Origin of the sequence: Microvirga sp. 2MCAF35 (assembly GCF_052115545.1) — a bacterium.
Classification (GTDB): domain Bacteria; phylum Pseudomonadota; class Alphaproteobacteria; order Rhizobiales; family Beijerinckiaceae; genus Microvirga.
This window is the reverse complement of record NZ_JBFRGW010000006.1, coordinates 14,142-39,437: the sequence shown is the minus strand read 5'-3', so window position 1 is coordinate 39,437 and position 25,296 is coordinate 14,142. Positions and strand designations below refer to the sequence as shown.

Annotated in this window: 23 protein-coding genes; 10 read left to right on the top strand and 13 right to left on the bottom strand. The window is 63.6% G+C overall.

All coding sequences use genetic code 11. From position 1 onward, the window contains the following. Window positions 1–23 precede the first annotated feature (23 nt). Window positions 24–752 carry a GntR family transcriptional regulator gene (locus AB4097_RS04525; RefSeq protein WP_442037411.1) on the bottom strand — a complete coding sequence of 243 codons (729 nt, stop codon included), beginning with the start codon at window positions 750–752 and terminating at the stop codon, window positions 24–26. Between the two features lie 124 nt (window positions 753–876). Between AB4097_RS04525 and uxaC the strand changes: the two genes are divergently transcribed. The 6 genes from uxaC (at window position 877) to AB4097_RS04495 (ending at window position 8,073) form a co-directional block, all read left to right on the top strand. Further along, entirely contained in the window at window positions 877–2,280 is a 1,404-nt protein-coding gene (uxaC, locus tag AB4097_RS04520; RefSeq protein WP_442037410.1) for a glucuronate isomerase, read from the top strand. Between the two features lie 53 nt (window positions 2,281–2,333). Continuing rightward, a complete protein-coding gene (locus tag AB4097_RS04515) occupies window positions 2,334–3,521 on the top strand; it encodes an ABC transporter substrate-binding protein (RefSeq protein ID WP_442037409.1) in 1,188 nt (395 codons plus the stop codon). 35 nt (window positions 3,522–3,556) lie between these two features. Further along, the gene (locus AB4097_RS04510) at window positions 3,557–4,642 is read left to right on the top strand and encodes an ABC transporter ATP-binding protein (RefSeq protein ID WP_442037408.1); all 1,086 of its coding nucleotides are present in this window, start codon (window positions 3,557–3,559) and stop codon (window positions 4,640–4,642) included. Then, window positions 4,642–5,553 carry an ABC transporter permease gene (locus AB4097_RS04505; protein ID WP_442037407.1) on the top strand — a complete coding sequence of 304 codons (912 nt, stop codon included), beginning with the start codon at window positions 4,642–4,644 and terminating at the stop codon, window positions 5,551–5,553. The genes AB4097_RS04510 and AB4097_RS04505 overlap by 1 nt, the downstream gene beginning before the upstream one ends. Window positions 5,554–5,558: 5 nt before the next feature. Continuing rightward, the gene (locus AB4097_RS04500) at window positions 5,559–6,401 is read left to right on the top strand and encodes an ABC transporter permease (protein ID WP_442037406.1); all 843 of its coding nucleotides are present in this window, start codon (window positions 5,559–5,561) and stop codon (window positions 6,399–6,401) included. A 193-nt stretch (window positions 6,402–6,594) separates the two neighbouring features. Continuing rightward, window positions 6,595–8,073, top strand: coding sequence for a mannitol dehydrogenase family protein (locus AB4097_RS04495; RefSeq protein ID WP_442037405.1), 1,479 nt, complete (start codon window positions 6,595–6,597; stop codon window positions 8,071–8,073). Between the two features lie 179 nt (window positions 8,074–8,252). On the opposite strand, the gene AB4097_RS04490 is transcribed toward AB4097_RS04495, so the two are convergent. From AB4097_RS04490 to AB4097_RS04480, 3 genes are all read right to left on the bottom strand, one after another. After that, window positions 8,253–8,675 (bottom strand): SET domain-containing protein, encoded by a 423-nt coding sequence (locus AB4097_RS04490; RefSeq protein WP_442037404.1) that lies wholly within the window; start codon window positions 8,673–8,675, stop codon window positions 8,253–8,255. Between the two features lie 164 nt (window positions 8,676–8,839). After that, window positions 8,840–9,226 (bottom strand): response regulator, encoded by a 387-nt coding sequence (locus tag AB4097_RS04485; RefSeq protein WP_442037403.1) that lies wholly within the window; start codon window positions 9,224–9,226, stop codon window positions 8,840–8,842. A 453-nt stretch (window positions 9,227–9,679) separates the two neighbouring features. Continuing rightward, a complete protein-coding gene (locus AB4097_RS04480) occupies window positions 9,680–9,808 on the bottom strand; it encodes a hypothetical protein (RefSeq protein WP_442037402.1) in 129 nt (42 codons plus the stop codon). A gap of 203 nt (window positions 9,809–10,011) precedes the next feature. Between AB4097_RS04480 and AB4097_RS04475 the strand changes: the two genes are divergently transcribed. Both AB4097_RS04475 and AB4097_RS04470 read left to right on the top strand, forming a co-directional pair. Next, window positions 10,012–11,166 carry a zinc-binding metallopeptidase family protein gene (locus AB4097_RS04475; protein ID WP_442037401.1) on the top strand — a complete coding sequence of 385 codons (1,155 nt, stop codon included), beginning with the start codon at window positions 10,012–10,014 and terminating at the stop codon, window positions 11,164–11,166. Window positions 11,167–11,390: 224 nt separating this feature from the next. Further along, on the top strand, window positions 11,391–11,984 hold the full coding sequence (locus tag AB4097_RS04470; RefSeq protein WP_442037400.1) for a cold-shock protein: 594 nt from the start codon (window positions 11,391–11,393) through the stop codon (window positions 11,982–11,984). A gap of 188 nt (window positions 11,985–12,172) precedes the next feature. On the opposite strand, the gene AB4097_RS04465 is transcribed toward AB4097_RS04470, so the two are convergent. Further along, window positions 12,173–12,907, bottom strand: a complete 735-nt coding sequence (locus AB4097_RS04465; RefSeq protein WP_442037399.1) for a PhoH family protein — start codon at window positions 12,905–12,907, stop codon at window positions 12,173–12,175. A 415-nt stretch (window positions 12,908–13,322) separates the two neighbouring features. On the opposite strand from AB4097_RS04465, the gene AB4097_RS04460 reads away from it, so the two are divergent. After that, entirely contained in the window at window positions 13,323–14,258 is a 936-nt protein-coding gene (locus AB4097_RS04460) for a ribokinase (RefSeq protein ID WP_442037398.1), read from the top strand. Here AB4097_RS04460 and AB4097_RS04455 read toward each other — a convergent pair. The 8 genes from AB4097_RS04455 to xylB all read right to left on the bottom strand — a co-directional run bounded on the left by AB4097_RS04455 (window position 14,249) and on the right by xylB (window position 24,300). Further along, entirely contained in the window at window positions 14,249–15,505 is a 1,257-nt protein-coding gene (locus AB4097_RS04455) for an AGE family epimerase/isomerase (RefSeq protein ID WP_442037397.1), read from the bottom strand. The genes AB4097_RS04460 and AB4097_RS04455 overlap by 10 nt on opposite strands. Before the next feature lie 17 nt (window positions 15,506–15,522). Continuing rightward, a complete protein-coding gene (locus tag AB4097_RS04450; protein ID WP_442037396.1) occupies window positions 15,523–16,473 on the bottom strand; it encodes a carbohydrate kinase family protein in 951 nt (316 codons plus the stop codon). A 63-nt stretch (window positions 16,474–16,536) separates the two neighbouring features. Next, window positions 16,537–18,138, bottom strand: a complete 1,602-nt coding sequence (locus tag AB4097_RS04445; RefSeq protein WP_442037395.1) for a ribulokinase — start codon at window positions 18,136–18,138, stop codon at window positions 16,537–16,539. A 48-nt stretch (window positions 18,139–18,186) separates the two neighbouring features. Further along, entirely contained in the window at window positions 18,187–18,882 is a 696-nt protein-coding gene (locus tag AB4097_RS04440; RefSeq protein ID WP_442037394.1) for an L-ribulose-5-phosphate 4-epimerase, read from the bottom strand. A 77-nt stretch (window positions 18,883–18,959) separates the two neighbouring features. Then, complete coding sequence (locus AB4097_RS04435) at window positions 18,960–19,895, bottom strand: ABC transporter substrate-binding protein (RefSeq protein WP_442037393.1); 936 nt, start codon at window positions 19,893–19,895, stop codon at window positions 18,960–18,962. Window positions 19,896–20,025: 130 nt separating this feature from the next. Then, on the bottom strand, window positions 20,026–21,057 hold the full coding sequence (locus tag AB4097_RS04430; RefSeq protein WP_442037392.1) for an ABC transporter permease subunit: 1,032 nt from the start codon (window positions 21,055–21,057) through the stop codon (window positions 20,026–20,028). Next, entirely contained in the window at window positions 21,054–22,583 is a 1,530-nt protein-coding gene (locus tag AB4097_RS04425; protein ID WP_442037391.1) for a sugar ABC transporter ATP-binding protein, read from the bottom strand. The genes AB4097_RS04430 and AB4097_RS04425 overlap by 4 nt, the downstream gene beginning before the upstream one ends. A 247-nt stretch (window positions 22,584–22,830) precedes the next feature. Further along, entirely contained in the window at window positions 22,831–24,300 is a 1,470-nt protein-coding gene (gene xylB / locus AB4097_RS04420) for a xylulokinase (RefSeq protein WP_442037390.1), read from the bottom strand. A gap of 183 nt (window positions 24,301–24,483) precedes the next feature. On the opposite strand from xylB, the gene AB4097_RS04415 reads away from it, so the two are divergent. Continuing rightward, window positions 24,484–25,200 carry a sigma-70 family RNA polymerase sigma factor gene (locus AB4097_RS04415; protein ID WP_442037389.1) on the top strand — a complete coding sequence of 239 codons (717 nt, stop codon included), beginning with the start codon at window positions 24,484–24,486 and terminating at the stop codon, window positions 25,198–25,200. Window positions 25,201–25,296: the final 96 nt, after the last annotated feature.

Here is a 25,296-nt window from a genome sequence, read left to right as displayed (position 1 = left end):
TCCGAATTTTTCTGTCGTGGAGATCACGCGCTGAGCACCTCCGGCAGGGCAGCGGCCTCGGGCTCGAACAGGTCCGGGTGCTTCGCGGCAAGCTCGGGCAGGGAACGGAGAATCTCGCTCAGGTGCTGATGCATGGCCTTCTCGGCCGCCACGGGATCGGACGCCTTGATGGCGTCGACGATCTCCGCATGCTGCGCGACGATGAGATGGCGCGGCGTTGCCTGCTTCACGTCGAGATAGCGCACACGGTCCATCTGCGGCTTGACGTCTTCGATCATGCGCCACGCGGCGGGTCGTCCGGCCGCTTCCGCGAGAAGGCGATGGAACTCCTCGTCGAGGGCCATGAAGTCGTCCGATGAGGTGGCGCGCTGGGCGCGGCGCTGCCGGGTCAGGCTGGCGTTCAGCTCCGCCAGCAGGACGGGCGTGGCCTTCAGCGCCGCCTCGCGCACGACGGCGCATTCGACCGCAACGCGGATGAAGCGCGCATCCTCGACGGCAGCGCGCGAGATCTTGACCACCTGCGTGCCCCGCTGCGGCAGGACCCGCACGAGACCGGCCTCGCTCAACTTGATCAGAGCCTCGCGCACCGGCGAGCGGCTGACCCCGAATCGCTGGGCCAGATCCTGCTCGGACAGCATTTCGCCGGGCGCGATCTTCATGCTGACGATGGCCTGGCGAAGGGCGCGCGCGACCTGTCGGGCCATGGGTTCACGGCTGATATCGAGCTTCGCGAGGGCAGGTCTATTGGTCATAAGTGGCACACTACCATACTAGTAGACCATTGCAAAGGATCGTGGATGGGCTTAAGGTTTGCTCCATGAGGCGCTCGCGACCGGCCCGCAAAAACGGCCAGGGCGGCGCCTGAGGGAGTACGCCATGCTGATCCACCCGGACCGGCTGTTTCCTGCTGAGCCCGCCGCCCGCGATGTGGCGCGCAGGCTTTATGAGCACGTGCGGGACCTGCCCATCATCTCGCCGCACGGCCATACGGATCCGCGTTGGTTCGCGGAGAACGAGCCGTTCCCGGATCCGGCGACGCTCTTCGTCATTCCCGACCACTACATCTTCCGCATGCTCTACAGCCAAGGCGTGAAGCTGGAGGATCTCGGCATTCCGGCGAAGGACGGCAGCGCCGTGGAGCGTGATCCACGGGCGATCTGGCGCCGCTTCGCGTCGTATTACCATCTCTTCCGCGGCACCCCCACGCGCCTCTGGCTCGACCACACCTTCTCGACCCTGTTCGGGTTCACGGAGCGGCTCTCGGCTGCGAACGCCGATGCCTATTACGACCGCATCGACGCGGCGCTGCGCACTCCGGAGTTCCGCCCCCGCGCACTCTTCGAGCGCTTCCGCATCGAGGCCATCGCCACGACGGAAAGTCCGCTCGACCCACTGAAGCATCACGAGACCATCCGGCAATCGGGCTGGAAGGGCAGGGTGGTGACGGCCTATCGCCCCGACCCGGTCGTCGATCCGGAATTCGAGCGCTTCCGGCAGAATCTCGCACGCTTCGGCGAGATCACCGGGCACGATACGTCGACCTGGAGCGGTTATCTGGATGCGCACCGCACCCGCCGCGCCTTCTTCCGCGAGTACGGCGCCACCTCGACCGATCACGGCCACCCGACCGCACGCACGGCCAATCTGTCGCCTGCGGATGCGGAGGCCCTGTTCCGCCGCGTCTCGACGGGCGCCGCGACGCCCGAGGATGCGGAGATGTTCCGCGCCCAGATGCTGACCGAGATGGCGGCGATGAGCGTCGAGGACGGGATGGTGATGCAACTCCATCCGGGCTCCTTCCGCAACCACAACGACGCGCTCTACCGCCGCTTCGGCCGCGACATGGGCGCCGACATTCCGCTGCAGACCGATTACGTCCGTGCGCTCAAGCCGCTGCTCGACCGCTTCGGCAACGAGCCGAACTTCACGTTCATCCTCTTCACCCTCGACGAGACGAGCTATTCGCGCGAACTCGCGCCGCTCGCAGGCCATTACCCGGCGTTGAAGCTCGGTCCCGCCTGGTGGTTCTTCGACGCGCCGGAGGGCATGCGCCGGTTCCGCGAACTCACCACGGAGACGGCGGGCTTCTACAACACGGTCGGCTTCAACGACGACACGCGCGCCTATCTGTCTATCCCGGCCCGGCATGATGTCGCCCGCCGGGTGGACTGCGCCTCTCTCGCCAATCTCGTGACGACCCATCGCCTCGACGAGGACGAGGCGCACGAGATAGCCTACGATCTCGCCTATCGCCTCGCGAAAGAGGCCTACAAGCTGTGACACGGGACATGGCCGGCCATGATGAGCCATGTCGCACAGAACGGGAGGAAGACATGACGAACCTGATCACCAGGCGGACTTTCGTCGGCGGTGTCGCCGGCGCCGCCGGCGTTGCAACCCTCGGCGGCAAGGCCTTCGCGCAAGCGACCCTGCCCACGAGCCCGGTTACCCTCAACATCATCGACGTCGCCGGCAACTTGGCGCTGACCCAGAAGGCGATCGAGAATTACCGCAAGGCGAAACCCAACCTCGTTTCGCGCATCTCCTTCACCAAGGCGACGGCGCCGGAGCTCGCGGGCAAGATCAAGGCGCAGCAGGATGCGGGCCGGGTCGACATCGACCTCGTGCTCACCGGCACCGACGCGCTCTCGGCCGGCATCGAGCAGAAGCTCTGGGTCGACCTGATCCCGGGCCATGCGAATTCCCTGCCGAAGCTCGACGATATCTATCTGCCGCCCGCCGCCAAGATGCAGGGGCTGGCGAAAGGGCAGGGCGTCGTCGTGACCTATTACCCATCGGGCCCGCTCCTCGAGTACATGCCCGACAAGGTCAAGAACGTGCCGACCACGGCGGAGGAGCTCATGGCCTACACCAAGGCCAATCCGGGGCGCTTCCTCTATGCGCGCCCGGCGAATTCCGGTCCGGGCCGCACCTTCATCATGGGCCTGCCCTACATCCTCGGCGACAGCAACCCGCAGGATCCGGCCAAGGGCTGGGACAAGACCTGGGCGTATCTGAAGGAACTCGGACAGAACGTCGAGTACTATCCGTCCGGCACCGGCGCGGTGATGAAGGAACTCGGCGAAGGCTCGCGCGACATGACCGTGTCGACCACCGGCTGGGACATCAATCCGCGCGTTCTCGGCGTCGTGCCGAAGGAGGCGAAGGTGGCGGCGCTCAAGGGCTTCCACTGGGTGGCGGACGCTCACTACATGTGCGTGCCCAAGGGGCTTCCGAACGAGAAGCTCGCGGTTCTCCTCGATCTCATGAGCTTCCTGCTCACCAAGGAGCAGCAGGCCTACACCTACGACGAGGGATACTTCTATCCAGGTCCTGCCGTGAAGGGCGTGACCCTCGACATGGCGCCCCCGGAGAGCCAGGCCGCCATCAAGGAATTCGGCCGTCCCGAATACGAGAAGTGGATCGCCGAGAACCCCATCGAACTGCCGCTCCAGCCCGACCAGATGGTCGTCGCCTTCCGCATGTGGGACGAGCAGGTCGGCGGCGGCAAGCGCAAGTAAGACCGCGCAAGTAAGACGACAAACAAGGACCCGCGATGACCATTGCCCTTTCCCAGTTCGACGAAGTGCGGCTCGATCATGTGAGCCGCGACTTCGGGGCGCTCAACGCTCTGCGCGACATTTCCCTCACGATCCGGCGGCGCGAGTTCATCGCGCTGCTCGGGCCATCCGGCTGCGGGAAATCGACGACGTTGAACTGCATCGCGGGTCTTCTGCCTGTGACCGGCGGAGCGATCTGGCTCGACAAGAGCCGGGTCGACACGCTGCGTCCCGAGGAGCGTGGGTTCGGCATGGTGTTCCAGAACTACGCGCTCTTTCCCCATCTCAACGTGCGCCAGAACATCGGTTTCGGGCTCAAGATGCGCGGCAAGCTCAAGGCCGAGATCGACCGCAAGGTCGACGAGGCCCTGAGCCTCGTGCGCCTGCAGGGCCAGGAGAACAAGCTGCCGGGCCAGCTCTCCGGCGGCCAGCAGCAGCGCGTGGCGATTGCTCGCGCCATCGTCATCGAGCCGCCTCTGGTATTGATGGACGAGCCCCTGTCGAACCTCGATGCGAAGCTGCGCCTCGAAATGCGCGCGGAGATCCGCCGCATCCACAACGAACTCGGCGCCACGACCATCTACGTCACCCACGATCAGGACGAGGCCCTGTCGCTCGCCGACCGCATCGTGGTCCTGCGCGACGGCGTCGTGCGGCAGGTCGGGACGCCGAAGGAACTCTACGAGGCGCCGTCTCATCTGGACGTCGCCGATTTCATGGGCTTCCGCAACAAGCTGAAGGGCAAGGTGGTCGGAACCGACGGCGGGCGCGCCTTGCTCGACGTGGAAGGCGCGCGGATCAGCGGCGTCGCCCGCGAGACACTCGCCGCAGGCTCTGCGGCTTACGCGGCGATCCGCCCGGACGACCTCATGGTCGGCGAGGCGGGGCCGAATGCGATTGCGGCCAATGTCGATACCATCGAGTATCGCGGCCGCGAATTCGTCGGCACGGCCCATTCGGCCGGTGGGCTCGATTTCGTGTTCCGGTCGCATCAGCCGGTCGAGCCCGGATCGAACGTGCATCTGCGGGCGGACGACCAGCGCGTCCTCGTCTTCGCGGAGTCGATCCAGGGGAGGCATTGATGGACGCCGTGACCCAAGCCGTTCCCGTCGCGCAAGGTCCGAGCCTGCGTCAGCGTCTCGAGGCACGAGGCTTCGATGCGGTCACCCTGCTTGTCATCCCGGCGGCGATCTTCAGCCTGCTGCTTTTCGTTTATCCGTTCGCCTTCGGGTTCATCCTGTCCTTCGAGCCGAAGGCGGGCGGCGATTGGCTGGCCAACTACAAGCGCTTCTTCTCCGATCCATTTCTCTACGACACGATCGGCAACACGCTCCGCCTCGCGATCCCCGTGACGCTCCTCAACCTGCTGCTGGCGGTGCCGATCGCCTTCCGCGTGCGCCTGATGCGGCGCCAGCGCCTGCTCACCACGATCCTCGTCCTGCCGATCACGCTGGGCACGGTTCTCGTGGCCGAGGGCCTCTTGAACTATCTCGGGCCGCAGGGCTGGTTCAACCGCACACTCATGACCTTCGGGCTGATCTCGCAGCCCTTGAAGCTCGTGCACAATTACTGGGGCGTCTTCGCCTCGCTGGTGATCACGGGCTTCCCGTTCACCTTCCTGCTGACGCTCTCCTACGTCACGGGTATCGACCCGGCGCTCGAGCAGGCGGCCGCGACGCTCGGCGCCAGCGCGTGGCAGCGCTTCCGCCACGTCTATCTGCCGCTGCTCATGCCCGGCTTCGCCATCACCTTCTGCCTGTCCTTCGTGCAAGCTTTCTCGGTGTTTCCCTCGGCGGTGCTGCTGGGCGAGCCTGCGGGCATCACCCGCGTGATCTCGATTGCCGCGGCGACGGCGGCCTTCGAGGAATACGACTACTCCATGGCCTCTTCCATCGCCATGATCATGGGCTTCGTGCAGCTGGCCATCGTGGTGGCGGTGCTCGCCTCGCGCGGCCTGTTCTACCGTGGCCCCGCTTCCGGCGCGAAAGGGTAAAGCCGATGATCCGCGACACGACACTCGGCTCCAAGCTTTGGGCGGCGGCCATCTGGTTCCTCGTCGGCTTCTTCGTCATCAACCTGTTCGCCATGATCGCCACTGTGGTGACGAGTTCCTTCGCCACCCGCTGGCTCGGCACGTGGCTGCCGGTGGGCTTCACCACGCGCTGGTATTCCTCTGCCTGGAGCGAGTTCCAGCTCTGGGACGTGCTGGTGGTCACGTTCCAGGTGATTGCCGCCGTGGTGTTCGTGTCGGGCGCGCTCGGCGTGACGGCCGCCTATGCGCTCGCCCGCCGCGACTTCGCGGGGAAGCGGCTTCTCATCCTGCTCTTCCTGCTGCCGCTGATGATCCCACCGATCACCTTCGGCATCCCGCTGGCGACCGTGCTCTACCAGACCGGCCTCGCGGGCACGTTCTGGGGCGTGGTGGCGGCCAATCTCGTGCCGACCGTTCCCTTCGTGATCCTCGTCATGATCCCCTTCATCGAGCAGATCGACCCGAAGATCGAGGCAGCGGCCCGGGTGTTCGGCGCCAACACGTTCAAGCTCTTCATCCACGTGCTCCTGCCGCTGCTCCTGCCCGGCATCCTCGCGGCCCTGCTGCTGGTGCTCGTGCGCACCATTGCCATGTTCGAGCTGACCTTCCTGGTAGCGGGCCCGACGAGCCAGACCCTCGTGGTGGCGCTCTATTACGCGGTCTTCGCGGCGGGCGTGCGTGCCGTGCAGTCCATCGACGCCATGGCGGTGATCTACATGGTCACGACCCTGGTCTGGCTCATCATCGCCCTTCGCTTCGTCAACCCGACGCAGATCGTCACCCGGGCGAAGCAGCAGCCGGCGCATTGAGGCTCGGTTCATTGGGCGGGGGCGCCTTGAAGCGTAAGCTCCATTGCTCCCATGTCATGGCCGGCCTTGTGCCGGCCATCCCGATACGTAAAAGCGCTGTGCCTCGATCAATCGGGATCACCGGCACAAGGCCGGTGATGACAACGGATGTGAGCACCCGTAATCATTTTTCAGGCCGGACCTTGAGGACACGATGTCAGACCGCTTGAACGACGACTCCCTTGCCGACCTGCCGGAGAGCATCCGGCGCCCGGCTTACGACCGGCGGACGGTGAAAACCGGGATCGTGCATCTCGGCGTCGGGGCTTTTCACCGGGCGCATCAGGCGGTCTACACCGACGACGTGCTCGCGCTCGATCCCCAATGGGGCATCGTGGCGGCGAGCCTGCGCAGCCCCGACACCTTCGACGCGCTGGCTCCTCAAGACGGGCTCTATACGCTCTCCGTGCGCTCGCAGGCGGGCGAGGCGCTGCGCATCATCGGCTCCATCGGCCGGGTCATCGTCGCCCCGCGCGCCACGGACGAACTCCTCGACGCGATGGCCGATCCGCGAACGCGCATCGTCACGCTGACGGTGACCGAGAAGGGCTATTGCCACGATCCGGCAACCGGCACCCTGAACGAGAACCATCCCGACATCGTGCACGATCTTGCCTATCTGAAGACACCCCGGTCCGCTCCGGGCTTCATCGTCGAGGCCCTGCGCCGTCGGCGCCGCGCGGGCGTGCTGCCCTTCACGGTCCTCACCTGCGACAACCTTCCGTCGAACGGGCGCACGGTGAAGCGGGTTCTCACGCGCTTCGCCGAGCTGGTCGATCCGGAATTCGGCCGCTTCGTGGCAAACGAGGTGTCATGCCCTTCGACCATGGTCGACCGGATCGTGCCCGCGACCAGCGACCAGGACCGGCAGCGCATCGCCGAGGCTCTGCGCGTGGAGGACGCCTGGCCCGTGGTGACCGAGCCCTTCACCCAATGGGTCATCGAGGATCGTTTCCCGCAGGGCCGGCCGGCCTGGGAGAAGGCGGGAGCCGAGTTCGTCGCCGACGTGGAGCCCTACGAGCACATGAAGCTCAGACTGCTCAACGGAAGCCACTCGACCCTGGCCTATCTCGGCTATCTCGCGGGCTACGAGACGGTGGCCGACACCATGGCCGATCCGGCCTTCGTGCGACTGATCGAAGGGCTCATGGACGAGGAGGTCACTCCGACGCTCCACATGCCGCCCGGAGCCGATCTTGCCTCCTACAAGCGCGCGCTGATCGAGCGCTTCAAGAACCCGGCCCTGAAGCACCGCACCTGGCAGATCGCCATGGACGGGTCGCAGAAGCTGCCCCAACGCCTTCTCGGCACATTGCGCGACCGCTTGCGCGACGGCGCCTCCATCGCGCGTCTGTCCCTCGGGGTCGCAGCCTGGATGCGCTATGTGACGGGAAACGACGAGAAGGGCGCAGCCATCGACGTGCGCGATCCCATGGCGGCGCGGCTGCGAGAGCTGGCCGACCAGGCAGGAGGTAGGGTCGAGAGCCTGGCGAATGCGCTGTTCGGTGTGCGCGAGATCTTCGGCGACGACCTGCCGAACGACCCGCGCTTTACGGAAACAGTGACGGCGCATCTGGCGCGTCTATACGAGAAGGGCGCCAGACGGACGGTTGCGGAGTTCAAGCCCGAGTAGCTGGTACTGATATCCGCCAAGTCATCACCGGCCTTGTGCCGGTGATCTCGATGCGAGAGGCGGCGCGCTCATCCAATCGGGATGGCCGGCACAGGGCCGGCCATGACGTGAGAGGGTGTCAACCCGGGCGGCGCCCTTAACGGAACAAGGAACCGTCACTCCAACCGACGGTACGATCCTTACCCGCCCGCCAGCTTCGCCCGCTTCCGCTCGCACGATCTGCACCGGCAGCCCATCGGCTTGATGAAGGTTTCGAAGTAGTTCTTGCCGTAATTGTAGGTGATCTCGTCGCCGGGCTTGATGCGCTTGATCGCCTTGATGCGGATCCTGCCGCGCGACACCGTGGCCTCGGCGTTCGGCCGGCAACCGTGATTGATGTAGCGGGCGGTGTTCCAGCGCGGCGAGCCGTCGATGGTCCAGCGGTCGCTGATCTCGAACAGGTAGCGCGTGTTGCGCCGGCGCTGGACTTCCTCGTTCGTGATCTTCGGCCCGACATACTCGATGATGAAGGTGCCCTTCTCGATCACATCGGTCGCAAAGAGTCCGAGGCCGGTTTCGGATCGCCCGATGCGAAACGGTCCTTCTGCAGGCTGCATTTTCATCTGAGGCGGAAACTCCGAGGCACGCGACTATCCGGACAGGCATTAGCGACAAATCCGGAACGTTTAAACTGGGTCCGTGCGGAAACTTCTCCAGATCCAGCGGAAGTTTTTTGCATCGAGTGTGCACCCGGTCGTCGCCGCGCGGTGCCGCAGTGCAGCGCCCTCTATACGACTTCCGAAGAATCCGAGGCCGAGGCCAGTGCGCGGCGCAGGGTGTCGGCGAAATTGTCGTACGAGAACGGCTTCGACAATGTCGGAGAGTCGCGGAACCGCTCGGGAAGCGAGCGGAAATCGTAGCCTGTCGAGAAGATGAACGGGATGCCGCGAAAACGCAGGACATCGGCCACCGGGAACACCACCGATCCGTCCACGTTGATGTCGAGGATGCCGATATCGATGTCGGCCTGGAGCGCCAGGGTCAGGGCATGATCGAGCCGTGCGGCCGGGCCTACGGTCTCGCATCCGAAATCGAGAACCATGTCCTCGATCAGCATCGAGATCATCGCCTCGTCCTCGACGATCAGGACCCGCTTCCTGCGACCCTCGAACATAGCCCCTCCAAGCTGGATTGCATCTGCGCCGCGCCTTGCGACGTCCTTAAACGAATCAGCTGCAACAACTATAGTCGATGGTTCGACCCACCATCACTATCTTAGGTTATTATGACTTAGAGAAGGATCGTAATGCCGGAGGCCGGCCGAAGTAAAGAGTCCCGGTGCGGTGCGCCTATAGTTTGTCAAGCGTGCAATTTCTACGCGCGCAACCAGCACGGCCCGTAGGCCGATCAGAGTGCATGACCTGCTCCGAATCGCGTCCTGCCTCACGGTACAGTGACGTCAGCCGTGCGAGATGCGCCGGCTGGTGGTTCAGAAACCGTTGGTGGCAGGATCATTCGACCCTCTTCCAAGGCTATCGGCACCGGGTTCCAGCCGTCTTCCATGCGATTGCCTCATATGGAAGGCATCGTGGCAGACACCATGTACCGATGTATCAGGGACCGGACGTCAGTGCCGGAGCAGCCTCTGGATCAGGGCATCCGCAGCGCGGCTTGTCAGTCCCCAGGCGACCGGACGGTCGCCGAGATAAACCGTGAAAGTGCCGTCCTGCGTCGCCTGCTTGGCGATATGGCGCATGAGTTATCCTCCTCATGGGGAGCCCGGATCACGAATCCGTTGTCAATTCATGAAGAAACGAGAGGCGCTGTGCGCGAAGCCTAAATTATGGGCAGAAACAGGCTGGCGACGGCGCAAAGCCTTGCGAACCAATGGCTTCACAGACCGTTGCCGTTTGTGATGCGGCCATGCTCGGATGGGCTGAAACGGCGCGGGATCGGTCCATGAAGCTTTTCGAATGCCAAGCCTGCGGCCAGCCGCTCTACTTCGAGAACAGCCGCTGCGAGAGCTGTGGCCGGCGGCTCGGCTTCATCGCCTCGACCCAGGAAATTGCCGCCCTGGAGCCTGTGGAGGAGGGTGGCTGGTCGGCCGTGGGCCAACCCGGAAAATCCTTTCGTTTCTGCGCCAATGCCCAGCACGATGCCTGCAACTGGCTGATTCCGGCGGAGGACCCTAACCCTTATTGCCGGGCCTGCCGGCATAACCGCACGGTGCCGGATCTCTCCAGTCCGCAGAACCTCGGCCGATGGCGGAGCCTGGAGACTGCCAAACGGCGTCTCTTCTATACCTTGCTGAAGCTCGAATTGCCGCTGACGACGCGGGCCGAGGACCCGCAGGGGCTGGCCTTCGATTTTCTGGCCGATCCTGCAGAAAATTCCCCGGATGGACCCTCGATTCTGACCGGGCATGACAACGGCCTAATCACCATCAACATCGCCGAAGCCGACAACGCGGAGCGGGAAAGGAGGCGCCACAGCATGGGCGAGCCTTACCGGACCCTCCTCGGACACTTCCGGCACGAGGTCGGCCATTACTTCTGGAATGTGCTGGTCCGCAATGATCCGAGCCTCGAGGGCTTCCGCCGGATCTTCGGAGACGAGCGGCAGGATTACGGAGAGGCCCTGAAGGCTCATTATGTCCGCGGCCCCAAGGAAAACTGGCAGGAGGCCTTCGTCAGCTCCTACGCGGCCTCGCATCCATGGGAGGATTTTGCTGAGACCTGGGCTCATTATCTTCATATCGTCGACACCCTGGAAACGGCCAATGCCTTCGGCCTGAAGGTGAGGCCCAGGATCGGTCGGGGCCGCGAACTCGCGGCGGAGATCGACTTCGATCCTCATCGGGAGGCCGATTTGAACCGGCTGGTCACGGCCTGGCTGCCCCTGACATTTGCCGTCAATTCCCTGAACCGAAGCATGGGGCAGCCGGATCTTTATCCTTTCGTCCTGGCACCCGCGGTGATTGCCAAGCTGGCCTTCATCCACGAACGGATCCACGGCTGGAACGGGAGCCGGGAGGCAGGTTCGGACGGTCATCATGTCCTCGAGGCGGTGACCGGAGGGCTGAATTCTCGGGTTGGAACGCCACAATCCGCATGACACGCCCTTTTGGGACCTTGCGTGAAATGTCTAGGTATGAGTAGTTATCGTCTTGCCCTCAATGGTTGAGGGCGTTACGCCTATAGCGTTTACGAAACTTGAGACTTTAGAAGGCAGTCCTGATGGGCCGGGGAAATGATCACCGTGATCGCCGACGTCAATTTGGCGGTCAACCCGAAGATCACTGGGGCGATTTCGCTCCACCAACATCTTATGAACGGCCCGTGCGGCAGCAGACATCTTATGGCGCTCCCGCCTCGGGACCAGAGACCGAAGCGCGGGTGAAGTGGTTCAATCCTGAGAAGGGCTTCGGATTTGTCGAAATGACCGACGGATCGGGCGAGGCCTTCCTGCACGTCCGACAGGTCGAGGCGGCGGGCTATTCAGCTCTCGAATCGGGCACGACCCTGGTCATCAAGGTCGGCGCGGGCCAGAAGGGACCGCAGGTCCAGGAAATCGTCAGCGTCGACGCCAGCACGGCCGAACCCGAGCCGCCCCGTGCCGCTCGCGGTCCTCGGCCGATGCGTTCGGGTGGTCCCGGCCAGTCCGGTGGCGGTGGTGGGTTCGGTCGTCCGAGCGGCGGCCCCAGCGCCCGTCCGGTCAGCGGTCCTCCGGAAGTGCCGGCCACCGTCAAGTGGTTCGATTCCGTGAAGGGCTACGGCTTCGTGTCCGTCGAGGGTGAGAGCAAAGACCTGTTCCTGCACATCTCCGTCGTCGAGCGCGCAGGCCTCAGCCAGCTCGAGCAGGGCCAAGCCGTCCGCGTCGCCATCGTCGAAGGTCGCAAGGGCCCCGAAGTCGGCGCCATCGAGCTCGCTTAAGGCATCGAGCCTTTCCGGTATGAATTAACCCGGGCTGGCCTTCCTCTAGCGGGGAGGGCCAGCCCGGGTTTTTGTGCGTCAGGTGGAGCACCATCTGTAGACATGAAAACGGCCCCAAGTGGATGACACTTTGGGGCCGTTCTTCAAGGGTTGATCGTCGGAGCGGTCCTCAAGATGGCTCCGATGCCCTAGCAATGGACCTCTTCGAAGGCCCGGACCCACATCTCGCAGACACCGGACCGGACGATTTCGTTGAGCGTGAACTCGATGATCGGAACCGGGAGCATCTGCGACTTGATCAGGTGAATGACCGTGCGCAGGCCGGAGGTCTCGCGCAGGTCGCACTGGCTCACATCCCCGTTGATCACGACCGTGCAATCCTCTCCGATGCGGGTGAGAAAGGTCTTCATCTCCGCAGGAGTGGCATTCTGTGCTTCGTCCAGGAGGATGAAGGCGTCGCGCCAGGAACGTCCGCGCATGACCTCGAACGGCACCATCTCGATATCGCCGTTCTTGACCGCGATTTCGTAGGCGGCCGCGCCGATCCGCTCCTTGAGGGCCTCGATGACGGGAGCAGCCCAGGGGCCGAACTTCTCCTCGAGGCTGCCGGGGAAGAACCCGAGCGAGCGGCCGCTGGGGACATTCGGGCGCGTGAGAATGATCTTGCGGATACGGCGCTGGCGGAATAGATCCGCCGCATGGGTTGCAGCAATCCAGGTTTTTCCGGTGCCTGCGGGTCCTAGAACCACGACCTGGGCGCTGTTCTTCAGAGCGTCGAGATAATCGTCCTGCGTTGCATTGAGCGGTTTGATGGGGGGGAGGCTGCGCTCGGCCTGGAACTTGGATCCGGTGAGGTCGAAGACCTGCGCTGTTTCATGGGAGCGGCGGGTCTTGCGTCTCTGCTTCTCATGATGCTTGCTCAATGACCAACTCCGGGTTTTGAAACTGCGCACAGAGACCTATCCAGGCGCCGCGCAGAGGCGTCTGGGGGAACTTGCAAGAGAAGGTTGTTTGCGAGGGCGAGTCGTTGCTGGCGGTGGATTTCCGCGATCCGGACGGTGAGGATCAACCTGCCTGCCCATCAAAGCCTGTTCTTCAATCTGCCAGTGGCAAACTATCTTTGATTCTGATGACAGTTTACCGCTGCTACGCCTACCTGCGAGTCAAATGTTGAGGCAGCCTGCTTGGTTCCCAGGCATAATCCCTCTGTGAAACGGAGGGGAGAAATAGCTGTGGATGGCGTGGCAAGTGGTCTCCAAGGGACGTCGATCCTTCGGGGCCTCGCCAATAGCAGCTGCCGGATGGTAAGCATGGCGCCTTGAAAAAGGGCAGTACGGCATGATCGTCATCTTCGGCTCCATCAACATGGACCTCGTGGCAAGGGTTCAGCGGATTGCCCGCCCGGGCGAGACGGTCCTGTCCCGCCGGGCCGACAGTTTCTTCGGCGGCAAGGGCGCTAATCAGGCCGTCGCAGCCGCGCGGGTCAGCCACGGCGGTCCGCTGCGGGTCGCCATGGTCGGGGCAATCGGCAATGACCCGTTCGGTAAGGCCTGCCTCAAGAATCTTGAAGAGAACGGGGTGGATGTCGGCGCCATTCGCATGACGGACGAGCCCACCGGCTGCGCCTTCATCACCGTCGACGAGACCGGAGAGAACGCCATCACGGTCGCTAGCGGGGCCAACATGGCGCTGCGTGCGGCCGACCTGCCCAAGAATCTCCTCACCGCTGCAACCGTTCTGGTGCTTCAGATGGAGGTGTCCATTGCGGATTCGCTGGAGGTCGCCGCACGGGCGCGTCGGGCGGGCGTCAAGGTGGTGTGGAATTTCGCCCCGGTACCGGCCGTCAAGGAACGATCGGCCGTGGCCGAACTCCTGGCCGTAACCGATGTGCTCGTCGTCAACGAGCACGAGGCGCTTGCCATCGCCGATATGGTCGGAGAGCCTTCGGGCGACGACTATCTCAAGGCCGGATCTGCCATTTCCCAGTCATTCGGCCCAACCTGCATCGTCACGGCGGGATCGCGCGGTGCTTATGCCATCACACCGGATAGCGCCCGGACGCATGCGACGGCGCGCCCGATTACGCCGGTCGATACGACGGGCGCAGGAGATACCTTCGTCGGTGTCCTGGCCAATGGGCTTGCCGAAGGGCTTGAGATCGGACGGGCCATGGAACGGGCCTGCGCAGCCGCCTCCCTGTCCTGCCTTACGGCAGGCGCGCAGGCGGGCATGCCCGAGAGGAAATCCCTGGAGCAGCACCTGACTCAGGCCTGAGAAACAGCCTCCGGGATGACCTTCGTCAGGCTGCCGGTCGCGGGGAAGAGCGGGATCAGGCAGGCCTGCAGGGCGTGGTAGAGGTCGGGCTTGCCGGTGAAGAGGGTCGTCCCCGGCTTCAGGTCTTCCGTCAGCTCCGGGCGCCATCCGCCTTGCCTGTGGTCGATCAGGTGCTGGTCGGCAAAGCCCCAGAGGGTACGGTACCATTGCTCGTGGTAATCGCTCGGGCTGTGATCGCCGAGGAAAGCCGCCGCACCGATAGCCTCAGCGCAGGGCCACCAGAGCTTCTGCGGCAGTCGCGGCTTGTCCTCCCAGTCCAGGGCATAGAAGAAGCCGCCTTCGTCCTTGTCCCATCCGAGTTCGATGGATTGGCGAAAGAGTTCACGAGCGGCCTCCGGCATCCAGGCATGGCGCTTGCCGCCGAGGGACCAAAGCTGAAGCACGAGGCGCGTCCATTCCAGCCAATGGCCCGGCGTGGTGCCGTAGGGGCGGAACACGTCGTAACCGCGATATTCCTTGTCGAGGCTCCAATCCGCGTGGAAGTGCTCCGCCACGCGGTAGCCGAGGGAGGCGGCATGGCGCCCGATGATCAGGCTTGCGATCCGCTCAGCCTTGTCGAGATAGGCGTGGTCGCCCGTGGCCTCGAAGGCGGCCATCAGCGCTTCTGTCAGGTGCATGTTGGAGTTCTGGCCGCGATACTGGCTCAAGGGTTGCCAGTCGCGGGAGAACTCCTCCGTCACCGCTCCATGCGTCTCTTCCCAGAAACGCTCCTCCAGAACCTGCGTGATGTCCTGGATCAGGCGGTCGGCGAGCGGGTGCCCGACCACCTTGGCGCTGGAGGCGGCGAGCAGGACGAAGGCGTGCCCATAGGCCTGCTTGGTGTCGTCCTTGGGGCCATCGTTGTCCAGCGACCAGACATAGCCGCCGTGCTGGGCATCCCGATGGGCATTCCAGAGGTAGTTCATGCCATGGTCGACGATAGCATCGCTGCCAGGGCGGCCGAGCAGGGTGCCGATGGCGAAGCAATGCACCATGCGGGTGGTGTTGTGGATCTGCCGCACGGGATTGGCGGTCACGATGGGCTGGCCTGCATCGTCGAGATCGAAGAAGCCGCCAGCCGGGTTGATGATGCCGGACTGGAAAAAGTCGAAGAGATTGTTAGCCTGCTCCAGCAGCCATTTCCTGTGGAAGCGGTTCGAACGCCAATGCGGGCCGAGCGGAGGGAAAACGGGCTGGGACATCGTCATGACAGGTTCCATTGCGATCAGGCGCGTGACGCCATGAATTGTTCGACCTCGGACCATGAGGGCGGATTGGCGCCGCGGCGGGTGCAGACGATGGCGGCTGCTGCGACTGCGAAATCGAGGGCTTTCGTGACCTGCTCCAAGGTCAATCCGGTGATTCCTCCCGGCGTGAGCAGGTTATTGGCATCGAGCCAGGACAGAAGGCCGGCATGAAACGTGTCGCCGGCACCGACCGTATCGACCACCTCGATCTTCGGAGCCGGGCGCTCCACGATTCGGTCGCCGAAGGCCGCAAGAGGACCTTTCTCGCCACGGGTGATGATGACGAGCTTGGTCCCGAGCGCCAGCCAGGCGCGAGCCGCTGAGGCAAGGTCGTGGGTGGCGTAGAGAAGCTCCACGTCCTCGTCGCTTGCTTTCACGATATCCGCATAGGCAAGCAGGCTCTCGAAGCGGTCGCGGTAGGCTTTCAGATCGCCGACGACCCGCGGCCGGACGTTAGGATCGAGGGAAACCACACGTGATCCGGCCTCGCGGCGAAGCAGGGTCTCGATAGCGCTGGCGATGGGCTCCACACCGAGGGCATAGGATCCGGCCGCGATGGCGTTGACGTCAGGCGGCAATTGTTCGGGGAGCGCCTCGGGTGCAAGCGCACGGTCGGCAGAGTTCGGGGCATAGAAGGAATATTGCGGCTGGCCCGAAGGGTTCGTCGCGACCACGCTGAGGGTCGTGTAGTTCGGGCAACGCTGGAGATAGGCGGAGCTCACGCCGGATTCGGCGAGCTTCTCCGCCAGGAACGTGCCGAACACGTCCTCCGACAGGGTGGAGAGGAAGGCCGAGGGACGTCCCAGCCGGCCGATTCCGATCGCAACATTGAAGGGTGATCCACCAGCAACGGCTTCCGCGGGAAAGCCCGTCGGGCTGGGTGCTCCGATAAAGAGGTCGATCAGGGCTTCGCCACAAACAAGGATCATCAAAAGCCTCCCGACTAAACCTCGATGAAACTCACAAACCCAACCGGCTCAGTCCACTCGACGTCACGCAGGCATCGCATCGGGCGGAACCGGCTCCGAGGGGAGAGCCGCGATCCGTTTGAGGTCGCGCAATATATGATCCAGGGCAACGGGTCCAGAGACACCCCCGAAGCCGAAATAGAGCGTTCTGTAATGGGCGAAGAGCTGCTCATAGATGGCATGCGCCTTCGGGTTCGGTTCGAAGGTCCGGAAAGGCAGGCAGATCGCCGCCCGGGCACTGTCGAGATCGGGATGCGATCCGGCGGCGAGGCTCGCGAAGATGCTGGAGCCGAGGCCTGTCGGGATGCCGTTGGGAACAAGCACCGGACGGCCCAGCACATCGGCATAGACCTGGTTCAGGACGGCATTGTGCTGAGGGATGCCGCCCGCATTGATGACCCGCTCGACCGGTACGCCGCCCTCGGCCATGCGCTCGAGAATGATGCGGGTGTGGAAGGCGGTGCCTTCGATCGCTGCGAACAACTCGTCCTGGGCCGTGTGCAGCAGGTTCCAGCCGAGCGTGATGCCACCGAGATCGGCGTTGACGAGAACCGTGCGGTCACCGTTGTCCCAGGTGAGGCGCATGAGGCCGGTCTGGCCCGCGCGGTATTGTTCAAGGCCCTTGGAGAGCTCCTGAACGGTGGTATTGGCGCGCCGGGCGATCGCCTCGAAGATGTCGCCTGTCGCCGACAGGCCGGCCTCGATCCCGACGAGCCCTGGGTCGACGCTGCCGGGCACGACACCGCAAACGCCCTGGATCAGGCTGGTATCCTCGGCAATGGCGATGATGCAGGTGGAGGTGCCGACCACGTTCACCACGTCTCCGACCCGGCAACCGGCGCCGATGGCATCCCAATGAGCGTCGAGGGCGCCGACCGGGATCGGAATGCCGGCCTTCAGGCCGAGCCGCTCCGCCCAACAGGACGTGAGATGGCCCGCGACGACATCGGAGGTGACGTACTCGCCCGCGAGCTTCTCGCGGATGCCGTCGAACAGTGGATCGACCTTGGAGAGGAATTCCTGCGGGGGCAGGCCGCCCCAACGGGGGTTCCACATCCATTTGTGGCCCATGCCGCAGATGCTGCGCTTGAGCTGGCGGGGATCCCTGACTCCGGTGAGCGTGGCTGCCACCATGTCGCAATGTTCGAGGGCCGTCACCAGCCGGTCGCGTTTGTCGGGATTGTTGCGCAGCCAGTGCAGCAGCTTGGAAAAACCCCATTCGTGCGAATAGACGCCGCCGCACCATTGAATGGCTTCGAGACCTTCCCGATGCGCAATCCGAGTGATTTCCTCGGCTTCCGATTTCGCCCGGTGGTCGCACCAGAGGTAATATTCGTCGAGGGGTTCAAGGCCTTCGCCGACCATCACGACGCTGGAGCCCGTGGTGTCGATGGCGAGCGCCGCCACATCCTCGCCCTTCACGCCTGCCGCGTCCAAAGCATCGCGCATGGCGCGCGTCAGCGCATCCATGTGATCGGCATGCGCCTGTGTCGCGTAGGCGGGGTTCTCCCGTTTCCGGTGAAGCGGGTATTCCGCCTTGGCAAGGCCCAGCGGCCCCTTGCGATCATCGACGAGGGTGACCCTTACGCTCAGAGTGCCAAAATCGACACCTGCTACAACGGCCATCTGTATCTCCCAAAACGGGGCATATGCGGTTCAGAAGGAAGCGGGAGGCTATTTCTCGGACTGGCCATAGGTCGCCGTTGCGCCATGCTTGCGGAAATAATGCCGGTCGAGCAGCGCCTGGGAGACGCCCCGTGCGTTCGGCTGCAGCGAGAATGTGTACATCGCCATGCGGGCGACCGCCTCCAGAACGACGGCGTTGTGCACGGCATCGTCGGGTGTCCTGCCCCAAGCGAAGGGGCCATGTCCTGCAACCAGTGCTGCCGGCACTTCCATGGGATCGCGATTGCCGAAGGTCTCCGCGATGGCGACGCCGGTCGCACGGACATAATCGTTCTTGATCTCGTCCTCGGTGAGCTCGCGGGTGACCGGAACCGGACCGTAGAAATAGTCGGCGTGAGTGGTGCCGAGGGCCGGAATCGAACGGCAGGCCTGAGCCCAAGCCACGGCATGTTCCGAATGGGTGTGCACGACGCCACCGATCTCCGGGAAGGCCTTGTAGAGATGGATATGGGTGTCGAGATCGGAGGAGGGGCGCAGCTCGCCCCAGACGACCTTGCCTTCGAAATCCGTAACGACGAGGTCGTCGGCCTTCATGCGCTCGTACGGAACGCCGCTCGGCTTGATGACGACGAGGTTGTCCTCGCGGCTGATGCCGCTGACATTGCCGAAGGTGTAGAGGACAAGCCCGCGGCGAACCACTTCCAGATTGGCTTCCAGAACCTGCTCGCGCAGCTGCTTCAACATCGGATGCCTCCTTACAAGGCCCATGAACGGAAACGGCGGCCACAGCTCGCGCCATGGCCGCCGAATGTCAAACGAAATCAGCGGACAGACTGCCAGCCCTTGTAGTCCTTGATATTGTCCGCGGTGATCAGCTTCGGCTCGAGCAGGATCACGTTCTTCTCGGGCTTCTTGCCGTTCACGATGCCGACGGCGAGTTCATAGGACTGAGCGGCCATGACGTACGGATCCTGAGAGGCCGAGGCCTTGATCAGGGAATTGCCGGATTTCAGCTCCGTCTCGATATCCGGGGCGCCGTCGACAGCCGTGATGATGAACTCGTTACGGTTCAGCTGTTTGGCGGCCAGGTTGATGCCGATGGCGGTGGGGTCGTTGATCGCGAACACGGCATCGATCTTCGGGAAGCGGGTCAGCAGGCTCTGGCCGACGGCGAAGCCGCCTTCACGGGATCCCTTGGCATCCTGGTTGTCCGAGAGGATCTTGATGTCCGGGTACTTCGCGAAGACGTTCTTGCAGCCATTCACGCGATCGGTGATAGACGAGACTTGCGGGCCGTTCACAATGAGGACGTCGCCCTTGCCCTTGATGTTATCGGCGATGTACTGGCAGGCGAGTTCGCCGGCTTTGACGTTGTCCGTCATCACCGTCACGTCGGCGCCCGCGGCGGCCACGTCGAAAGCGGCCACGACCATGCCGCCCGCCTGAGCGCGCTTCACGGAGGGCTCGATCGCCTTCGGATCGACCGCGTTGATCATCACGATGTCCGTTCCGGCCGCCGTGAAGTTGTCCATCTGGGTGAATTGCTTGTTCAGATCGTAATCCGCCGACACGGATGTGATCCTAGCGCCGGGGGTGATCTCCTTCGCCTTGGCCTCGATGCCCTTGATGGTCGCGACGAAGAACGGGTTGCCGAGCAGGCCGACCGAGATGCCGACGTTCTTGACGTCCTTGGCATAGGCCGGAGCCGCCAGAACGGCAGCGACGGCAAGGCTCAGCGTAAGACGGGAAAGTGCCATTGGTTCCTCCAAGTATCCTTGCAAGTGTCTTTGCAGGTGTCTTTGTGCTCCAGGCCTCCCGGAGCCTGTGCTTGCTGTCCGGGAGGGCGGTTATACGAGCGCCCAGGCCGGGCGCTGGTATCTCTTGATCTCAGGTGCGCGCCGAACCCTTGAGGCGGTAGCGGTCAAGCGCCACGGCCCCGATGATCACGAGCCCCTTGATGATGAACTGCCAGATGTCGGAGACGCCGACCAGGATGAGGCCGTTCGTCAGGATGGCGATGATGAGCGCGCCGATGAGCGTGCCCCAGATCGACCCGATGCCGCCGACGAAGCTGGTGCCGCCGAGGATGACGGCCGCGATGGCGTCGAGCTCGTAGGATTGTCCGAGCTGCAACCCATTCGCGGCGAACAGGCGCGCTGCCGACATGACGCCACCGAGACCTGCCGCCAATCCCGAGAAGGCATAGACGAACAGCAGGACGGCCCAGACCTTGATGCCGGTGAGCCGTGCTGCATCCGGGTTGCCGCCGACGGCATAGATATGGACGCCCAGCACCGTTCTTCGCAGGATGAACCAGGATATGATCACCACGGCGAACGCGATCCAGACCAGCCAGGGCAGGCCCAACAGAGTGCCGTTGCCGATGAAGGCGAAGGGAAGCTGTGGGTTGAACTGGGTCGTGTCCCCGCCAAGCAGCCGCGCGAGGCCGCGCACGGCCGTGAGGGAGCCTAGGGTGACGATGAAAGGCGGGAGCTTCGCGAAGGCGATGAGCGCTCCGTTCACGAGCCCGAGGCCCAATCCCGCAAGCAGCGCGGCCGGAATTCCCAGCATGCCCCAGTCCGGAATCAGGGACCCTAGGATTGCCACCATGGCGGCGGCTGCCAGGATCGAACCAACCGACAGGTCGATGCCGCCGGTCAGGATGACGAAGGTCATGCCCGCCGCCAGAACGGTATTGATCGAGGCCTGCTGCATCACGATCGAGAGGTTCTGGAAACTCAGGAACCGGCCCGACATGAGCTCGAACACGATGCCGAGGATGATGAGCACCGGCAGCATGCCGATGGCCTGTAGGGTGGATCGCCAGGCAAGGCGTCGCTGAAGGCTTTGAGACGCCGCATCGACGCCTGTGCCTCCGGTCGCCTGCACACCTGCGCTGGTCTCATTCGGGGATGTCATTCGGCCGCTTCCCTTACGCCTGTCGCGATAGCAATGATGTTTTCCTGTGTCATGGGTGGATGGCCGGCTCCGCCGACCTCACCCTGAAGTCGTCCCTCTCGCATCACCAGGACACGGTCGCAGATCCCGACGACTTCCGGCAACTCGCTGGAGATGACGATGACGCCGACGCCGTTGCGGGCGAGGCTGTCGATCAGCCGGTAGATTTCCGACTTGGCCCCGATGTCCACTCCGCGGGTTGGTTCGTCGAGGATGAGAACCTTGGGTTTCGTCTCAAGCAGACGCGAAAGAAGAACCTTCTGCTGATTGCCGCCCGAGAGGCTGCCGACCGTCACCACGTCGCCGGCCACACGGATGCCGAGAGCCCGGATCGCCGCTGCGGCGCGCTGCTTGGCAGCTTTCAGGTTGAGAACGCCGCCGGGGCGGGCATCCCGGCCCAGCACGTTCACGTTCACATTGTCCCGAACGTTGAGGTCGAGGAAGAGGCCGAGATGCTTGCGGTCTTCCGTGAGATAAACCACGCCGGACTGGATGGCATCTTCGGGCTCGCTGATCGAAAGGGGCTTGCCCTGGAGAAAGACCTCGCCGCTGGTGCGCGGATCGGCTCCGTAGATGAGGCGCGCCAGTTCCGTCCGTCCCGCGCCGACGAGCCCGGCGATACCGAGAACTTCCCCTTCATGCAGCTCGAAGGAGCAATCGTGCACGCGCACGCCGTCGCCCATGTTGCGCACCGCAAACATCACGGGCCCGCGACTCTGATGGGCGTCGTGTTCCTTTTTGTAGAAGGACGACAGGTCGCGGCCGACCATCATCTGCACGAGCCGTTCGGCTGAGATTTCGGCGCCCACGAGGGTGCCGACATAGGAGCCGTCCCGGAGCACGGATACGCGCTCGGCCAGTTCGTAGATCTCGGCCATGCGGTGGCTGATATAGATGATGGCAAGCCCTTCCGCCCGCAGTTGACGGATGATCGCGAACATCGCCTCCGTTTCGCGGGACGAGAGGGAGGTCGTGGGCTCGTCCATGACCAGGATGCGGGAGTTCGCGATGAGCGCGCGGGCGATCTCCACGAGCTGCCGCTCGGCCATCGACAATTCGCTGACCTTGGTGGTCGCCTTGAACTGGACGCCCAACCGTTCGAGTACCGTCGCGCAGGCCTTCTCCATGGAGCGGCGGTCGACCATGGGCCCGGACTTGTGCTCCCGTCCGAGGAGCATGTTTTCGGCAACCGTCAGGTTCGGGGCGAGGGAGAGCTCCTGATAGATGATCGAAATGCCGTGATGCCGCGCCGTCAGCGGGCCATCTATGACGACCGGCTGGCCGTTGATGCGGATCTCGCCTCCCGGATCGGCCTGATAGGCGCCAGAGAGGATCTTCATCAGCGTCGATTTGCCGGCGCCGTTCTCGCCCATCAGCGCATGAATCTCGCCCGGATAAACGGACAGGGAGACGTTCGTCAGCGCCTTGACGCCTGGAAACGTCTTGGAGATGTCTTTCATTTCGAGGATCGGAGTGGATCCTGTCATGGGCGTTTCCCTAAAGGCGCTTTCTTGTAGCGGCAGTTTTCGGCCTTGAACTCTGAAGACTCTATCATGCCAAATTTCAGATCGGATCAGAAGGGATCGTGACTGCCCTAAATGTTTCAATTCTATCGGGTTTCAATCCCTCCTCTATAGCCGTGGAACACAGCCCACAACATTTTGCAGGCAATGTCGCTGCTCACGGCATCGGGCTATCTGATTTTAGTTATACTGTTGCTATTCTATACTTTCTTCAGGATCGCACGAATTCCGACTTCAGCGCACGATACAGGTTGCGAAAGGCCTCGATTCTCGGTCGATAGAGATCGACGAGCTGCGGCTCTGGCTCGATGGTTTCGAGAATGCTGGGCGGCGTGCATACCGTTTCTGCAGACTCGCTGGTCGCCGCCAGACGTGCCAGCCGGGCTGCGCCGAAAGCCGGTCCCTTATCGCTGCCCTGATAGCGCAGCATCGGGACGTCCAGCACACTGGCGAAGATCCTGGCCCAGAACGCGCTTCGCGACCCGCCTCCGATCATGCCCGCGTAGGTGAGGGGCGTGCCTGCCTGCTCGAGGCACTGCTTTGCGTCGGCGAAACTGAAGGCCACACCCTCGAGGATCGCCTGCACCAGATCCGTCTGCTGCGTCTGTGGCGAAAGGCCGAAGAACACGCCGCGGGCATAGGGATCGTTGTGCGGGGTCCGCTCTCCTGCGAGATAGGGCAGGAAAAGCACGGACGACGGCTTCCGATAGGCGGCCTCGGTCTCGTGCAGGAGCTCACCGATGTCTCGCTTCAGGAGTTGGGTTCCCCAGGCCAGGCAGCTCGCCGCGTTCAGCATCGCGGCCATCTGGAACCACCGACCGGGCACCGCATGGCAGAAGGAATGCACCACGGCCTCGGGGGCCGGGCTGAAATCCCGGGTGGTCACGAAAAGCTGTCCGGACGTGCCGAGCGAAATGAACGCCGATCCATCCTCGATGGCGCCGAGACCCACGGCACCGGCCGCCGCATCTCCCGCGCCGCCCGCCACGACCACATCGCTGCGCAGACCCCACCGCTCCGCGATGTCGGCCCGAACAATTCCCGATGCCTGCGAGCCCTCGACGAGTCTCGGCATCTGCTTGCGGCTGAGGCCAGTGGCTGCCAGCGCCGCGTCGGACCAATCCCGCTTGGCCTCGTCCAGCCACCAGGTGCCGGCGGCATCGGACATTTCCGTCACGACCTCGCCGGTGAGTTTGAGGCGGATGTAGTCCTTCGGAAGCATCACCTTGCGCACGGCGCGAAAGATATCCGGCTCATGACGGGCGACCCAGACGAGCTTCGGCGCCGTGAAGCCGGGCATCGGAATGACCCCCATGGTGTGGGATAGCTCCGGATATCTGTCGCCGAGCTCCTGCGCCTCTCGAAAAGACCGACCGTCGTTCCAGAGAATAGCAGGGCGGAGAGGCCGGTCGTTCTCGTCGAGAAGAACGGCACCGTGCATCTGACCCGAGAGACCGATGCCGCGTATGTCCGCCAGCGCCGATGCGGATCGGGTGCTCAGCTGATCGAGCGCCGCCTGCACCGCCTCCCACCAGATGTCAGGATCCTGCTCGGACCAGAGATCGTGTGGCCTCGAAACCTGCAGGGGAACATCCGCTTCCGCAACCGCCGTCTGCCGCTCGTCGACGAGGATTGCCTTCACGGCTGAAGTGCCGACATCGATACCGAGATAATGGGGCACGCCGCATGCTCCTTGAATGGTTATAGGCCTTGGTTTGGCCGCATGTTCGACAGAGCATATAGCTCAGCCCTGCCGCTTAGGCATCCGGGTGATAAAATCCAGAGGCGAGGCCATGAAAAAAACTCATGGTCGAAATGTCGCTTGGATATTTAAATGGTGTCAGAATGCACCAGATAGTCGGGCATGCCACAGAATTCCAAAACCCAGTCTGAGTTCACCCGCCCCGATGCCACCCACTCGGCGGCTGCACTGAGCGCTGCCGTGCGGCTGCATCTCGGGAAGCAATTGCGTGCCCTCTACGGCGATCCCGCTGAGGACAAGCTGCCCCGCGATCTCGCGCGTCTGGCCGATCGCGTTGCCCAGGTCATCCGCGCCCATACGGAGCCGGTCGACCAGGAGTTCGTCAACGGCGTCATGGATGCGCTGCCGAACCTGCGTGCCTTCGCCCTCTCGCTGACCGGCAAGGTCGATCAGGCGGAGGATCTGGTGCAGGATACCGTGCTCAAGGCCCTGACCAAGCAGGACACGTTCGAGGCCGGAACGAACCTGCAGGCCTGGCTCTTCACGATCCTGCGGAACGGCTTCTATTCCACCCACCGCAAGACCAGCCGCGAGGTGGAGGACGGGGACGGCACCCATGCCGCGAGCATGATCGCGATCCCGGACCAGGAAGACAAGCTCGCCCTTCAGGATCTCTCCACGGCGCTGGAGAAGCTGCCGCAGGAGCAGCGCGAGGCGATCATCCTCATCGGCGCCGAGGGCATGTCCTACGAGGATGCCGCGGAAGCACTGGGCGTGAAGGTTGGAACGATCAAGAGTCGCGTCAATCGCGCCCGGAACCGTCTCGCCGAGCTGATGGGAACGCCCCGCGCCGATCACGACCACTCGGCGACCGCCTGACGATCCATTCACCGTGTTCCTTGGCAACGTGCGGAAAAGTGCATTTCACTTTTCCGCACGTTGTTCTAAGCCTGCGCCTCAACAATCTGTGAGCAG